Source organism: Brevibacillus parabrevis, from assembly GCF_003710905.1.
Classification (GTDB): Bacteria; Bacillota; Bacilli; order Brevibacillales; family Brevibacillaceae; genus Brevibacillus; species Brevibacillus parabrevis.
This window is the reverse complement of the sequence record NZ_RHHV01000013.1, coordinates 126679-141621: the sequence shown is the minus strand read 5'-3', so window position 1 is coordinate 141621 and position 14943 is coordinate 126679. Positions and strand designations below refer to the sequence as shown.

Here is a 14943-nt window from a genome sequence, read left to right as displayed (position 1 = left end):
AAAGACGCATGGAAATGCTTGCGGTGAACAGTCTGAGTAAAATATACGGAGGCAAAGTGACATACCGCGCGTTGACCGATATCGATTTTTCGATTCGCAAAGGAGAATTTGTCGGTATCATGGGTCCATCCGGCAGCGGGAAAACGACGCTTTTAAATATGATCTCCACGATTGACTCTCCTACATCGGGGGCTGTTCTCTTGAATGGAACGAATCCGCACTTGTTGAAAAAAGACAAGCTGGCGCTCTTCCGTCGCCGCGAGTTGGGCTTTGTGTTCCAGGATTTCAATTTGCTCGATACCCTGACGATTGGTGAAAATATCGTTTTGCCGCTTACGCTGGAAAACGTCAAAGTTCAGACGATGGAAGAAAAGCTGCAAAATGTGGCTACGAAGCTGGGAATTTTGGACATTTTGGATAAGCGTACATACGAGGTATCCGGCGGGCAGCGTCAAAAGACCGCCATCGCTCGCGCTATCATCCATTCCCCTTCGCTGCTTTTGGCCGACGAGCCTACGGGAAACCTCGATTCCAAGTCTTCGCGAAATGTCATGGAGACTTTGGAAGCGATCAATAAAGCGGACAATACGACGATGATGATGGTGACGCACGATGCCCTGGCAGCCAGCTACTGTCATCGGGTCATTTTTATCAAAGACGGGCAGTTGCATAACGAAATGTACCGGGGAGAGAACCGTCAGGCGTTTTTCCAAAAGATTATTGACGCGCTATCGTTTTTGGGAGGGAACACCTATGACCTTTCGACAATTCGCGTGTAATAATGTTTTGCGCAATAAACGTACTTATGCTGCCTTTTTCATGAGCAGCGTGTTCTCTGTCATGATCTTTTTCGTCTACGCCATGTTCATTTTCCATCCGGGAATTGTCGGCGAGGAGATTCATGAATCAGTAGCGACCGGGATGATCGTAGCGGAATACGTCATCTTTCTGTTTTCGTTCTTTTTCCTCTTCTACTGCGTGGGAGCGTTTTTGAAAAAGCGGGAAAAGGAATTTGGGATTTTGTTCATGCACGGCATGACTCCGATGCAGCGCAATGTGCTCATCTGCATGGAAAACATGCTGATCGGGGTCGTCTCCATCGCGTTTGGGATCGGTCTTGGGATGGTGCTGGCCAAGCTGTTTTTCCAGTTTGCGGGCTTTCTGCTCGATGTGAAGGCATTGGGTTTTTATCTGCCCTGGAAAGCGATAGGGCTGACAGTGGTGGCGTTTCTTATTTTGTTCGCGGCGATCTCACTGTTTACTGTGCTGTTGCTCAGAAGCCGCAGCCTGCTTGAACTGTTGCAGGGGAGCCGCCGTCCCAAGCGGGAGCCTAGCGCGTCGATCGTGCTGTCGCTCGTAGCGGTTGCCTTGCTCGGAATGAGCTATTGGCTTGCCCTGACAGCAGACGGCATCTACGTGGTGGCGCTTGTGTTGCCGGTGACCGCTTTGACAGTGGTAGGAACGTACTTGCTGTTTACACAGCTGAGCGTGATCCTGATTGAATATTTGAAGAAGCGTCGAGCGATTTACTGGCGGCGCACGAATCTCCTGACGCTATCTGACCTGGCGTACCGGATGAAAGACAACGCGAGAATGTTTTTCCTGGTCTGTATCGTTTCGACGGTCGCCTTTTGTGCGATTGGGACGTTGGCTGCCTTGGCAGGTTCGATCCAGGAGACAGTCGTGAAGACGAATCCGTTTGCGTTTGAATACCAGAGCAAAGCAGGCAATCCTGACAAGGACGCGCATTTGCAGTTGATTGAAAACAGCTTGCAGCAAGGCGGCTTTTCTTTTGAAAAATATCAGGTGTCCATGCGCGTGCTGCCCGAGGCTCCGAATATGGAGAGAATCGGGGTCGTAAAACTGTCCGATTACAACCGCATCGCCGTGGCCGCCAATTCGCGCGAGCTGAAAATGGCCGACAACGAAGTGTTTTTGCTGCTCTTGTGGTTTGATGACGCTGTGAAGCAAAAGACGTTGCGCGTGGGCAACCAGGAGCTGATCGTCAAAACGGATACGAAAATGAACCCGCTGATCAGCGGCATCGATTTTGAGCGTCTGGCCGTCGTGCCGAACAAGGTGTACGATCAACTGACCAATTTGCGGGAAGAACAGCGTTTTGCCTATGATGTGCCGCGGTGGAAGGACACGCAGGATATCAGTCTCAAGCTGACTGATGAAATCGAGCATCGGAACGATATACATTCCTTTGCCGCCCGTGCTCCCCTCTATCACCAGATGAAACAGATGGCAAACACCGGGCTGTTCATTGGGCTGTTTGTAGGGGTTCTGTTTTTCGTAGCAGCAGCGAGCTTTTTGTATTTCCGGCTGTACACGGACTTAGAAAATGACAAGCGGCATTATGGAGCGATTGCCAAGATCGGGCTGACGGATGCGGAGTTGACGAGAATTGTCACGACGCAGATCGCGCTGTTGTTTTTCGTACCGATACTGGTTGCGATCATCCATAGCATCGTGGCGTTTGTTTCGTTGCAGAGCCTGCTCAAAATCATGCTCATCGCCTCCGTCGTCAAGCCGACTGCCATCGTGTTGTGTAGCTTCGTCATCGTTCAGGCGATTTACTTTTGGGTCATCCGCAATCGGTACTTGTTCCATTTGAAGCGGTCGATGAACCGAATCTAGTGCTAGTGTGCAAAAGGTGGTCCGGGAGCGGGCGCCTTTTTTGCGCGTCTGAATAAGTCGGCAAAGCGATGAGCGAGTTTGGCTAATGCAAGTACACAAACTGGCATAGGATATAGAAGGAGCGCAAAGCGAGGAGGGAAAGGCATGGAACAGGAAACATGGATGGAGCATGCCGTCAATCTGGCGTTGGATAATGTAACAGCCAGCCGTGGCGGGCCTTTTGGCGCGATAGTCGTGAAGGACGGGCAAATTGTCGGGCGAGGCCGCAATGAAGTGACGGCGACGAACGATCCTACCGCGCATGCGGAGGTCCAGGCGATTCGCGAGGCGTGTCAGAAACTGGGGACTTTCCAGTTGGACGACTGCGAGCTGTACACGAGCTGCGAGCCGTGTCCGATGTGCTTGGGGGCGATTTACTGGGCGCGTCCGCGGGCCGTGTACTACGCTTGCACAAAAGAAGACGCAGCGCGTGTCGGATTCGATGATCAGTTCATTTATGAGCAAATCATGTTGCCGCATGAGCGCAGAAGCATTCCTTTTCGCCAGATGGAGCTGGAGAATCGGCAAGGTCCGTTTCTGGCTTGGGAGCAATCGGAAAAGCGGATCGAATATTGAACGGGTGGTGCTGGTCGTTCAGCCATTTCCTACGGGGAGTGGCTGTTTTTTTGTTTATGAATACGCGAAATATGATAAAGGAAAATAAAAAAATGAAAATGCTTTCAAAAAGAAATTTTCTGAATAAAGGGTTGCATCGTGCCGTAATTCGTATTATAGTAACAACAATCCTTACGTAATTCGACTGTAATTTTTAATTTACAACCGCTATAAGGTTAAAAAATGGATAAGTAAGACGAATAAAGGAGTGGTTATATGGAGGAGAAATTCCGGCGTTCCCTGTACCCGGAGCTTGACGATACAGATTATGGGATTATCCGCGCTCTGCAAGAAAATGCTCGCCTGCCTTTTACCCAAATCGCCAAAGATCTCGGGGTAACCGAAAAAACGATTCGCATGCGCGTGCAGCAGCTGCAAGACGAAGGAACGTTGAGTCTGGTTGGCATCGTCAATCCAGTCAAGGCAGGCCTGCATGTTCAGGCGATCATTCAAGTAGCGGTCGAAGCGGAAAAGCTCGACGAAGTCGTCGCCGCGCTGAACGAGATGGTGGAAATTCGTCTGATCGTATTGACCTCCGGTGACTATCAGTTATTCACGCAGGTCTTGGTAAGAAGCTACGAAGAATTGTCGGAATTTTTGATGAAAAAGCTGTACAAAGTCCCGGGAATTTTGCGGACAAACGTCATCAATGAGCTGAAAATTTTGAAATCCAAGTACAACTTCGTCCGCTAAAACAAAGCGGGAACCTTGGAAGGGGGAATGCCATCGGACGAATGAGCCGCTGGGATTGTCTTGAAAAAGTCGTCATGTTTATCACAGAAAAAAAGAGAAAAGGGGTCATCTTATGTTTTCGACCAAAATGAGCAAAGCGATGCTCGGTGCCGTGCTGGGGACGGTTTTATTGGTAACAGGCTGTGGAGGAGGAAGCGGAGCAGGAACGGCTGATAGCGGAAAAACAGCAACAGCACCTGCTGCTGGCAAAAAAGTAATCAATATCGGGCTGAAGGCAGATCCGCCATCGATGGACCCGAGCATCTCCACATCGCTTTATGATCGCCAAGTATACGCGAGTCTTTACGACAAGCTGTTCGATATCGATGCGCAAGGCAAGATTGTGCCGATGCTGGCTGAATCGTACGAAGTCACGCCGGATGGCAAGACTTATACACTCAAGCTCAAGCAAGGCGTGAAGTTCCACGACGGTACGGATTTTGATGCGGATGCCGTCAAATTCAACTTCGATCGCAACATCAGCGGAGAAAAATCCCGCCGAAAAGGGGAGCTGAAATTCGTTGAATCCGTGTCCGTTGTCGATAAAAGCACGGTGAAAATTCAATTGAAAGAGCCGTTTGCTCCGTTCCTCTCCGTGTTGACTGACCGTTCCGGCATCATCGTCTCGCCGAAAGCAGTCAAGGAGCATGGCGAACAATATCTCAACCATCCAGTCGGAACCGGGCCGTTCACTTTTGTTGAACAGGTAAAAGGCGACCACGTGACGCTGAAGAAAAACGAGAACTACTGGAACGGCGCGGTAAAAGTCGACGAAGTGAACTACAAAGTGTTCACGAACGGCACAGCCAAGGTGCAAAACTTGCGCTCCGGCACGCTGGACATCATCGATGATACGCCTGTGAAAGAAATCCCTGTCGTGAAAGGCGATACGAATCTGCAACTGATCGCCGAGTCGGGAATGGGCTTCCAAGGAATTTACTTGAACAACTCCCGCCCGCCGTTTGACAACAAGTTTTTGCGTCAGGCTGTAGACCGCGCCATTGAGCGGGAAGCGGTCGTGAAGGTACTATACAACGGCTATGCGGCGCCTGCGCGTACAGCGTTTACCAAAGGAAATCTCGCTTACAACGAACAGTTGAACACACCAACAGCGCCAAATGCGGATGAAATCAAGGACTTGCTGGCAAAAGGCGGCAAGCCAGGCGGATTTGACTTCAAACTGTATATCGCGACTTCTCCGGAAAACGAGCAGCTAGGAGCTGTGCTGCAAAGCATGCTGAAGCAGTACAACATCAACATGACACTGGAGAAGCTGGAGTACGGACAGCTGATTGAAACAGGCGACAAAGGCGAATTTGACGCTTTGCAACTGGGCTGGTCCGGTCGTCAGGACCCTGACCAAAACTTGCATGACTTCGTCGTAACCGGCACTTCCAACAACAACGGCCGCATTTCCATTCCGAAGCTGGACGAGCTGGTTGTAGCGGCACGCGGGGAAATGGACGAAGCGAAGCGCAAAGCCTTGTACGATGAAGCAGCGAAACTGTTGCAGGATGAAGCGGGGTACGTGTACTTGTACCACCAATACGTATTGATTGGCATGAACAAAAAAGTAACGGGCTTCAACTATGTACCGGATGGCTTGATCCGTACCGCGACTTTGGACAAGCAATAAGGCAAGCGAAACACTATAAAGGCAAGAGCAAGGAGGAATTGTCATGATGTTCGTGGTCAGGCGTCTGCTGCTGACAATCCCGATTCTCCTGCTGGTGTCCATTATGACTTTTTCTTTGATCCACATGATCCCGGGCGATCCTGCCCGGGTCATTTTAGGACAGGAAGCGACACCGGAAGCCTATCAGGCACTGCGAACAGAGCTGGGTTTGGACCAGCCGATCGTAGTGCAATATTTTTCCTGGCTGGGAAAAGTGTTGCAGGGCGATTTGGGAATCTCGATTACGGACCGGGTGCCGGTCTCTGAACTAATAATGCAAAGGCTACCCGCAACAGTGGAGCTGACGATCGGAACGTTTCTCGTCGCCATCCTGATTGCGTTTCCGGCCGGGATTCTGGCGGCTGTGCGCCGCGGTACGTGGGTTGATTACACGAGCACCTTTACCGCGCTGGGCGGAATGAGCATCCCGAGCTTTTGGCTGGCAATGATGATGATTATCTTTTTTGCGGTCAACAACCAGTGGCTGCCTGCCTCCGGCTATGTTCCGTTTCTGGAAAATCCGACGCAAAATTTGCTGGCGATGATTCTTCCCTGTTTGGCGACAGGGCTGAGGGAGTCTGCGGTCCTGATGCGGATGCTGCGCTCTTCCTTGCTCGATGTGGTCAGCATGGACTTCATTCGGACGGCAAAAGCAAAAGGCTTGAATGAAGCACGGACGATTTTGGGCCATGCGCTGCGCAACGCCATGGTGCCAGTGGTCACGACTTCCGGATTGATGATCGCGGGTCTTTTGGGCGGATTGGTCATTACCGAGTCGATCTTTTCCATTCCCGGCTTCGGCCGTCTGATCGTCGAATCCGTGTTCAAGCGGGACTATGTAACGGTACAAGGAGCGATTCTCGTCTCTGCGGTGCTGGTAGTCATGGTCAACCTGGCTGTCGATATGTTGTACGCGGTGATCGATCCGCGCATCAAAGCTGGGAAAGGAGCGGGTGAGTGATGAAAACCGTACGCAAATTCCTCCGAAATGGTCTTGGCGTCATCGGAGCAGTCATTATTCTTGTGCTCATTCTGGTAGCCATCTTCGCACCACAGATCGCTCCTTTTGACCCGAATGCACAAGATTACAACAAAGTGATGATGCAGCCGGACGGTGAGCATTTGTTTGGGACAGACGACCTCGGTCGGGATATTTTCTCCCGCGTCGTCTACGGTGCGCGAATTTCCATCCAGGCTGCGCTGATATCTGTTGGAATTGCCATGCTGATCGGCGTGCCGATCGGTTTGCTGTCAGGATATTACCGAGGCTTTTGGGATGAGTGGGTAGTCATGCGGAGCGTCGATGCGATGCAGGCTTTTCCGTTTTTGATTTTGGCGCTCGCGATCTCGGCGGTGCTTGGTTCCGGTTTTGGCAACGCCATGCTTGCGATCGGCATCGGCTTTGCGCCTGCCTTCATCCGGATTACCCGAGGTCAGGTTCTGTCTTTGCGCAACATGGAATATATTCAAGCGGCGCGTTCGGTCGGGGTAAAAGATGCGCGCATCATTTTCCGCCATATCCTGCCCAATGCGCTCAACCCGATTGTGATTCAGGCGACGCTCGCCATGGCATCAGGCATTATCGCCGAGGCTTCGCTTTCCTATCTGGGATTGGGTGTGCAGCCGCCGACGCCGTCGTGGGGCAGCATGCTGAACCAGGCGCAAACATTGATGTCTGTCGCACCGTACGCGACGTTTTATCCGGGCATCGCGATCTTTTTAGTCGTGCTGGGCTTCAACTTGCTGGGAGATGGATTGCAGCAGGTGCTGGACCCGCGCTCACGTAAATAATCAAAAGCCCTACGCAGGGAAAAGGAGTGGAGCAGATGACGACCATCTTGGAAGTCGAACAACTGAGAACCCGGTTTCGCACGGACAGCGGTGTCGTCAGTGTAGTTGACGGCGTCGACTTCTCCATCCGTGCTGGTGAAACACTCGGTGTCGTAGGCGAATCAGGCTGTGGCAAGAGCGTAACCAGCCTGTCGATCATGCGGCTTTTGCCACCCAACGGAAATACGAGCGGAACGATTCGCTTTCACGGAAAAGACGTGCTGGGGCTGTCGGAAAAAGAAATGCAGGCTGTGCGCGGCAACGAGATTGCGATGATTTTTCAGGAGCCGATGACTTCGCTCAATCCGCTGCATACGGTAGGCAGACAAATTGAGGAAGCCGTCATGCTGCATCGACAAGTGACAAAAGCGCAGGCAAAAGAGCGGGCAATCGCCATGCTCAAGGCAGTCGGCATGCCTCGCGCAGAAGAGATATACGGAGAATTTCCGCATCAGCTCTCGGGCGGAATGCGGCAGCGGGTCATGATCGCGATGGCGATGTCCTGCGATCCGAAGCTGATCATTGCCGACGAACCGACGACGGCGCTAGATGTGACGATTCAGGCGCAAATTCTCGACTTGATGCGTGACCTGAAAGAAAAAACGGGAACCTCGATCATGCTGATCACGCACGATCTGGGCGTAGTAGCCGAGATGTGCGACCGTGTCATCGTCATGTACGCTGGGCAGGTCGTCGAGGAAACAGATGTGGATACTTTGTTTGAAAGTCCGAAGCATCCGTATACGATTGGCCTGATGAACTCCATACCGGAGCTGGACGAGGAACGCGAATATTTGGAAACCATCCCAGGGGCAGTTCCTTTGCCGCATCAGATGCCGACTGGCTGCCGTTTTGCGCCGCGCTGCTCCAGGGCAATGCCGATCTGCAACGAAAAGCCGCCGGAACTGTTGCAACTGAACGGGACAAAATGCCGTTGCTGGCTGTATGCAGAGGAGGGAGAGCAACAATGACGACACCTCTATTGGAAGTAAAAGGACTTCAGCAGCATTTTCCGATCAGGGGCGGCTTTTTGAAACGAACGGTCGGACACGTCAAGGCAGTGGATGGCATCGACTTGACTGTCTACCCCGGAGAGACGCTCGGGATTGTAGGCGAGTCGGGCTGCGGAAAATCGACGACGGGTCGAACGATCTTGCGCCTTTTGGAGCCGACGGCAGGGGAAGTCTGGTTTGACGGGAAAGATTTAGCGAAGCTGCCCAAAGAAGAAATGCGCCTGATGCGCAAAGATTTGCAAATGATCTTCCAGGACCCGTACGCTTCGCTGAACCCGCGCATGACGATCAAGCAGATTTTGCTGGAATCGCTCATGGTGCACAACATCGGGACGAAGCCGGAACGGGAAAAGATCATTGAAGACATCATTCAAATCGTCGGCTTGCGAAAAGAGCATCTGAACCGTCACCCGCACGACTTTTCCGGGGGACAACGGCAACGGATCGGGATTGCCCGCGCGCTCGTGGTCAAGCCAAAGCTGATTATCGCGGATGAGCCTGTTTCTGCCCTGGACGTATCGATTCAGTCGCAGGTGCTGAACTTGCTGAAGGATTTAAAAAAGGAATTTAATTTGACCTTGATGTTCATCTCGCATGACTTGTCGGTAGTCAAACATTTGTGCGACCGGATTGCGGTGATGTATTTGGGGCGTGTGGTGGAAATCGCCGACAAGCGGACGCTGTTCGAGAATCCGAGCCACCCGTACACACGGGCGCTGCTCTCGGCTGTTCCGGTGGCGAAGCCGCGGCAAAAGCGCGAACGGATTTTGTTGACGGGGGATTTGCCAAGCCCGGCGAATCCGCCAAGCGGCTGCACGTTTCACCCGCGCTGCCCGTATGCAACAGACATTTGCCGCTCGCAAACGCCCAGTCTGTCAGACATCGGCGGGGGCCAACTGGTATCCTGTCATCTGGTGCAATCGGGAGAGGTGCTCCGCTAAGGCAAGGGATGGAGGTACGAACATGGTTTACTGGCATTTGTTTCTCGCCTTTTTCCGCATCGGGATATTTGGTTTCGGCGGAGGACCGACGATGGTTCCCCTGTTTTATACCGAATGCGTGAAAAAGTATAAATGGGTATCGGATGAAGATTTCTCGGACAATTTGGCGCTCGCCAACGCGCTGCCCGGGCCGATTGCCACCAAGCTGGCGGCTTTCATCGGCTATCGGGTAAAAGGCTGGATGGGCGCACTGGTGGCAAATATCGCCGTGGTCATGCCGATCGTGCTCGTCATGATTGGACTTTTGCAGGTGATCTATCAATGGAAGGACGCGCCTGGCGTCTACGGCATGATTCAGGCGATCGGCCCGGTGATTGCTGTCATGACAGGCGTGCTGACGTGGGAGTTTCTCGCAAAAGGCTGGAAGGGAGCGGCGAGCAAAACAGGCGTGAGCATCTCGCTCGGTCTGTCGCTCGTAGCGCTGCTTTTCCTTGACTGGCATCCAGGCATTGTCGTGGGCATTGCGCTGCTTGTCTCGTTCGCATACTCGACCTGGTCTGTCCGCAAGCGCAAGAAGCAGGACGGCAAGGAGGGAGCGGCATGATTTATCTGCAACTGTTTTGGGCTTTTTTTATCTCTAACATATTGGGGTACGGCGGAGGGCCGCCGAGCATCCCGCTCATTCAAAACGAGGTCGTCGATCATTACCACTGGATGTCCATAAAGGAGTTCGGGGAAGTGCTGGCGGTAGGCAATGCGCTGCCAAGTCCAATCGCGACCAAGCTGGCAGGCTACATCGGCTATCAGGTGGCAGGTGTGCCGGGAGCGACTGTCGCTCTGCTCGCTACGGTTGCGCCTACTGCCATCGCGATGATTTTGCTGCTTCAATTCATTAACTTGTTCCGCAACGCACCGCAGGTGAAAGCGATGACGCAATCGGTTCGCCCTGTCGTGACTGTTTTGCTGGGAACGATGACGTATCAGTTTTTGCTGGGGGCAGTCGAAGGGATCGGCTGGATACAGACGGGCATTTTGACCGTTGCGTCTTATCTGCTGCTGGAAACGTGGAAGGTGCATCCTGCTTTTGTCATGGTAGCAGCGATGGTGTATGGGTACATCTTTATCGGCTAACGAGCAAGCAACGATAACTACATCAAGGAGGCATAAACCATGGTTAACTACGATGCAATGGAATACCCGTACGCTTCAAAACGTGTGACCACCTTTGCGAGAAACGGTATGGTCGCAACCTCGCAACCGCTGGCGGCACAGGCAGGTCTTGATATTTTGAAAAAGGGCGGCAATGCGGTAGATGCGGCGATTGCGACGGCGGCATGCCTGACTGTCGTGGAGCCGACGTCCAACGGGATCGGCGGCGATGCGTTCGCGCTGGTCTGGATCAAGGATGAGCTGCACGGTCTGAATGCGAGCGGGCCAGCTCCGCAAGCGATTTCGATCGATGCGCTGAAGGCAAAAGGTCTGGAAGAAATGCCGACATACGGCTGGACGCCAGTGACTGTGCCAGGTGCTCCGGCAGCCTGGGCAGCCCTGTCCAAGCGCTTCGGCAAGCTGCCGTTGACGGAAGTGTTGCAGCCTGCCATCGATTACGCGGAGAATGGCTACCCGCTTTCGCCAACGCTCGCTCATTACTGGAACGCAGCGTACAAAAAGTTTTCGCAGCTGTGCAAAGGCGAAGAATTTGCGCACTGGTTCTCCACTTTTGCGCCAGAGGGCAAGGCGCCAAAAGCGGGCGACATCTGGAAATCGCCAGGGCATGCCGCTACTTTGCGCGAGATCGCGGAGACAAACGGGGAGAGCTTCTATCGCGGCGCGCTTGCCGACAAAATCGACGCCTTTTCCCGCGAGTGCGGCGGCTATTTGCGCAAAGAAGACCTGGCGGCATTCGAGCCGGAATGGGTACAGCCAGTAGGCGTCAACTACCGCGGTTACGACGTGTGGGAAATTCCGCCGAACGGTCAGGGAATGATCGGGCTGATGGCGCTGAACATTTTGAAAGGCTATGATTTTGCCGCAAAAGACACGACAGAGACGTATCACAAGCAGATCGAAGCGATGAAGCTGGCGTTTGCGGATGGGTTGAAATACATCACAGAGGAAAGCAAAATGAAGGTCGCAGTCAAAGGCTTGCTGTCCGAGGAGTACGCAGAGGAGCGCCGCGCGCTGATCGGCGACGAGGCGTTGACGCCAGAGCCGGGGCAGCCGAAGTCGAGCGGAACGGTTTATTTGGCAACAGCCGATGGCGAAGGCAACATGGTGTCGTTCATCCAGAGCAACTACATGGGCTTCGGCTCGGGAGTCGTCGTGCCAGGAACCGGGATCGCCATGCAAAATCGCGGGCACAACTTTTCGCTCGATCCAGGCCACGACAATTGCCTGGAGCCGGGCAAGCGGACGTTCCACACGATTATTCCGGGCTTTTTGACCAAAGACGGAAAAGCAGTCGGTCCGTTCGGTGTAATGGGTGGCTTCATGCAGCCTCAAGGTCATGTGCAGGTAGTCATGAACACGATCGATTTCCACCTGAATCCGCAAGCGGCGCTGGATGCCCCGCGCTGGCAGTGGATGGAGGGCAAAACGGTGGAGCTGGAGCGGCATTTCCCGGAGCACCTGGCGCAAGCATTGGAGCGCAAAGGGCACACGATCAAGTGGGCGCAGCTCGGCAACTACTTTGGACGCGGTCAAATTATTTGGCGGGATGAAAACGGCGTGCTGAGCGGCGGGACGGACATGCGCGCAGACAGCAGCATTGCCGCGTGGTAGGGGAGTACAAAAATTGGCGAATGAATAATGCCGGAGCTTAGCTTCGGCATTTTGTTTTTTACTGGGGTGGATAGGTTCCGCAAGTTTTTTTCATGCTTCAAAGGTTTTAGCTTTCTCTGTGCTTATCAGTTTTACCGCTGTAACCACTCTGCTTTACTTTTTCATCTATTCGATAGTAGTATTTCGTTTCTCTTTCATCCGAAAAAATGACCTGGGCGCTGTAATCTCCGAATTTTCTGGAGTACGTGACATCAATGCTGGCAATGTCAGCAATGTTGTAGTTTTTCTCACTCAATAAATATTCTCGTACATTGCTTTGTATATCTGATTTTGTTTGTGGATAGCCGCCTATGATCCATTCAAAGTTGTAAGAAACAGCAACTGTCAAGAATATGAGCATGCAGATGACAAGCATTTTTCTCACAGCGATCCCTCCTGAAATTTGCCATCTAAACAGCGTTCATATTATCATGAAATTACAAATTTTTGAAGCAATACAGAAGGGAGGAGATGGATTGGAGATTGCCGACGTCTCGCGGAGCCAAGGTTGCCGTCCCTGCCATGTTGCCGATTGCAGATCAGTTGAACAAGTAGAAAGATTGATTAAACAAATTCTGGGGCTTTTCTGATAGGAGGGAGGGAACCCATGGAGACGTTGCCTTCTTGGGTCTGGGGTTTCTATTATGTATTCATTTTGATAGCGCTAGTCAGCAGTATTGTGTATCTCATTCGGAAACAGCGCAAGCTTCTTTCCATACTGACCATATTGTCCTCCATAATTGGACCGATTGTATTCTTTTTACAGTCCTTGCTGCGTGCTTCCGGGACGGAAATAGATAACTTGTGGCATAGCCTTGGTCAAGGGGAGATATGGGCTTTGTTTGTCCTCCTGGCGTTTATGGAAATGCTAGTGTGGTATGTAACGCTTATTAAAGATTTTTTGGGGAGAAGGGGGAAAAGGAACAGTCTCCAAACGTAAGAGGAGCAGTATTCCCTTTTATAAAAAGTCTTTTCCTGCAAAATGAAAGAGGCAAAAAAGGCACTTGGCAGCATCGCAAATTCGGCTATCGTTAGTTTGTGACAACTTACCGATAGCCGAATTTGAAAAGATGCTGAAAGTACCTTAACAATCACTAGCTTCAAATCTCATTGCTTGCTGCTTACTTGGACTCGGAATGGTCAGCGTTTGCTGCGCCTCTAGGCTCGACCAACATGACATGGGCTTCCTTTTCGGCGAACGGCTTTTGCGCGGCTCCCCCCGGGACAATAAACATCTCGCCCTTGGAAATTTTCACCTGACCATCGCGAAAAGCAATGAACAGCTCTCCTTCGAGCACGATAAATACTTTATCGACACCATCATGCTCATGCCATTCAAAATCTCCGTCAATTTTAATGAGCTTGAATTGAACGTCATGTATTTCCCCCACGACTTTCGGAGACCAAAGCTCGTTGATTGCAGATAGCTGCTCATTCAGATTAATAACCTCGTAATTCATAGGAATCCCTCCTTTTTTTGCCTGCACTGTACCTTACCCTTACCGTTCAAAGAGCGGGATAGCATCTATTGTCACTCGCATGTTGCACAAGAGTGATTTCGCTCGGATTTTTCGCGTTTTTTAGACCTTGCTATTTACGCAAGGCATCTGTGATATTTTGCAAAGCGTATTGGATAGCTAATGGGCCGCCAGTAATAGCGGAAGTATCCATTAGATGCACGTTGCCTTTCTTCACGGCATTCAGATTGTTCCATACCTTGCTTTGTTGCAAGTCATTCATCAATGCTTCCTTTTTGGTAATGTCGCCGATCAGGAAAATATGGTCTGCTTGAACAGTGGAAATTCCTTCAAACGCAGTAAACTCATTGTTCGTACCTGTAAATTTATGATCTGGTGTAAGCCCCAGTCCCTTTTCTTTATCGAACGCGAGTTTATAGACTGGATTTCCTTCCCCTAGTACATTGAACGTTTTTCCATCCCAAGACAAAATGAGAGCCACTGACTCGCCTGCCATCGGCTTTAAGGCTTCGCGCCCGGTTGTAATGTCGTTCATCATCTTGTCGATGACTTTTTCCGCCTCGTCGTCTTTGCCGATAATCTTGGCTACTGTACGAATCCCGTATTGCCAATCATTGTAGATGTCCTTGGTGTTCAACGTAATGACTGGCGCCACTTTTTCCAGGGAATCATACATTTTTTCATGTTGTTCTGTTGCCAAAATAATATCAGGCCCAATGGAAAGAATTTTCTCGATACTAGGGGATACTTTATCTCCCAGCTCTTCGGCTGAATCCAGCTTTCCTTTTAAATAAGCTAAAGAAGCGAGAAACTCTTTTTCCGTAGAACCAGCAGGTGGCTCGCCTAATGCCACTAATATTTCCGGATAAAAGTACCATAGCGCGGCCAATTTCTCCGGTTTTTTCTCGATCACAATTTCTTTGCCTAACGAATCTTTAAATGTTCTTGGCCAAGCAGGTGTATCTGTCTTGGCTGTGGATGTAGATGTACTTTCCGGAGCGGAGCTTTTATTTTCGGCAGGTGCTTGATTGCAGCCTGCTAGTATGCCTGCTAGTAATAGAGTGGAAATTAACAGGCTTTTTATTTTTGGCATGGGCGATTCCTCCGACATGATGTTTTCTTTGGCTTGCCATTAGTATAGTAAAGCCATTTTTCGG

The 14943-nt window shown here is 51.4% G+C and carries 15 protein-coding genes; 12 read left to right on the top strand and 3 right to left on the bottom strand.

The window, feature by feature from the left end; translation table 11 throughout:
* The first annotated feature begins 8 nt into the window (after positions 1 to 8).
* The 12 genes from EDM60_RS20300 (at position 9) to ggt (ending at position 12269) form a co-directional block, all read left to right on the top strand.
* Positions 9 to 779 (top strand): ABC transporter ATP-binding protein, encoded by a 771-nt coding sequence (locus EDM60_RS20300; RefSeq protein WP_122965608.1) that lies wholly within the window; start codon positions 9 to 11, stop codon positions 777 to 779.
* Positions 754 to 2643 carry an ABC transporter permease gene (locus tag EDM60_RS20295; RefSeq protein ID WP_122965607.1) on the top strand — a complete coding sequence of 630 codons (1890 nt, stop codon included), beginning with the start codon at positions 754 to 756 and terminating at the stop codon, positions 2641 to 2643. Before EDM60_RS20300 ends, EDM60_RS20295 begins: the two co-directional genes overlap by 26 nt.
* Positions 2644 to 2787: 144 nt before the next feature.
* Positions 2788 to 3258: a nucleoside deaminase gene (locus EDM60_RS20290; protein ID WP_063229597.1), complete on the top strand. Its 471-nt coding sequence runs from the start codon at positions 2788 to 2790 to the stop codon at positions 3256 to 3258.
* Between the two features lie 255 nt (positions 3259 to 3513).
* The gene (locus EDM60_RS20285) at positions 3514 to 3990 is read left to right on the top strand and encodes an Lrp/AsnC family transcriptional regulator (RefSeq protein WP_063229596.1); all 477 of its coding nucleotides are present in this window, start codon (positions 3514 to 3516) and stop codon (positions 3988 to 3990) included.
* A 112-nt stretch (positions 3991 to 4102) separates the two neighbouring features.
* On the top strand, positions 4103 to 5665 hold the full coding sequence (locus tag EDM60_RS20280; protein WP_122965606.1) for an ABC transporter substrate-binding protein: 1563 nt from the start codon (positions 4103 to 4105) through the stop codon (positions 5663 to 5665).
* Positions 5666 to 5708: 43 nt separating this feature from the next.
* Complete coding sequence (locus EDM60_RS20275) at positions 5709 to 6665, top strand: ABC transporter permease (protein ID WP_063229594.1); 957 nt, start codon at positions 5709 to 5711, stop codon at positions 6663 to 6665.
* Positions 6665 to 7495 (top strand): ABC transporter permease, encoded by an 831-nt coding sequence (locus tag EDM60_RS20270; protein WP_122965605.1) that lies wholly within the window; start codon positions 6665 to 6667, stop codon positions 7493 to 7495. The genes EDM60_RS20275 and EDM60_RS20270 overlap by 1 nt, the downstream gene beginning before the upstream one ends.
* 35 nt (positions 7496 to 7530) lie before the next feature.
* Entirely contained in the window at positions 7531 to 8505 is a 975-nt protein-coding gene (locus EDM60_RS20265) for an ABC transporter ATP-binding protein (protein WP_122965604.1), read from the top strand.
* On the top strand, positions 8502 to 9488 hold the full coding sequence (locus EDM60_RS20260; RefSeq protein WP_122965603.1) for an ABC transporter ATP-binding protein: 987 nt from the start codon (positions 8502 to 8504) through the stop codon (positions 9486 to 9488). Before EDM60_RS20265 ends, EDM60_RS20260 begins: the two co-directional genes overlap by 4 nt.
* Positions 9489 to 9510: 22 nt before the next feature.
* Positions 9511 to 10092, top strand: coding sequence for a chromate transporter (locus EDM60_RS20255; protein WP_122965602.1), 582 nt, complete (start codon positions 9511 to 9513; stop codon positions 10090 to 10092).
* Positions 10089 to 10619, top strand: coding sequence for a chromate transporter (locus EDM60_RS20250; protein ID WP_122965601.1), 531 nt, complete (start codon positions 10089 to 10091; stop codon positions 10617 to 10619). Before EDM60_RS20255 ends, EDM60_RS20250 begins: the two co-directional genes overlap by 4 nt.
* Positions 10620 to 10658: 39 nt before the next feature.
* The gene (ggt, locus tag EDM60_RS20245; protein ID WP_122965600.1) at positions 10659 to 12269 is read left to right on the top strand and encodes a gamma-glutamyltransferase; all 1611 of its coding nucleotides are present in this window, start codon (positions 10659 to 10661) and stop codon (positions 12267 to 12269) included.
* A gap of 106 nt (positions 12270 to 12375) precedes the next feature.
* Here the strand turns inward: ggt and EDM60_RS20240 are convergent, their stop codons facing one another.
* The 3 genes from EDM60_RS20240 to EDM60_RS20225 form a co-directional block, all read right to left on the bottom strand.
* Positions 12376 to 12684, bottom strand: coding sequence for a DUF3139 domain-containing protein (locus EDM60_RS20240; RefSeq protein WP_233454113.1), 309 nt, complete (start codon positions 12682 to 12684; stop codon positions 12376 to 12378).
* A gap of 745 nt (positions 12685 to 13429) precedes the next feature.
* Positions 13430 to 13768, bottom strand: coding sequence for a cupin domain-containing protein (locus tag EDM60_RS20230; protein ID WP_122965597.1), 339 nt, complete (start codon positions 13766 to 13768; stop codon positions 13430 to 13432).
* 130 nt (positions 13769 to 13898) lie between these two features.
* Positions 13899 to 14879, bottom strand: coding sequence for an ABC transporter substrate-binding protein (locus EDM60_RS20225; RefSeq protein WP_122965596.1), 981 nt, complete (start codon positions 14877 to 14879; stop codon positions 13899 to 13901).
* Positions 14880 to 14943: the final 64 nt, after the last annotated feature.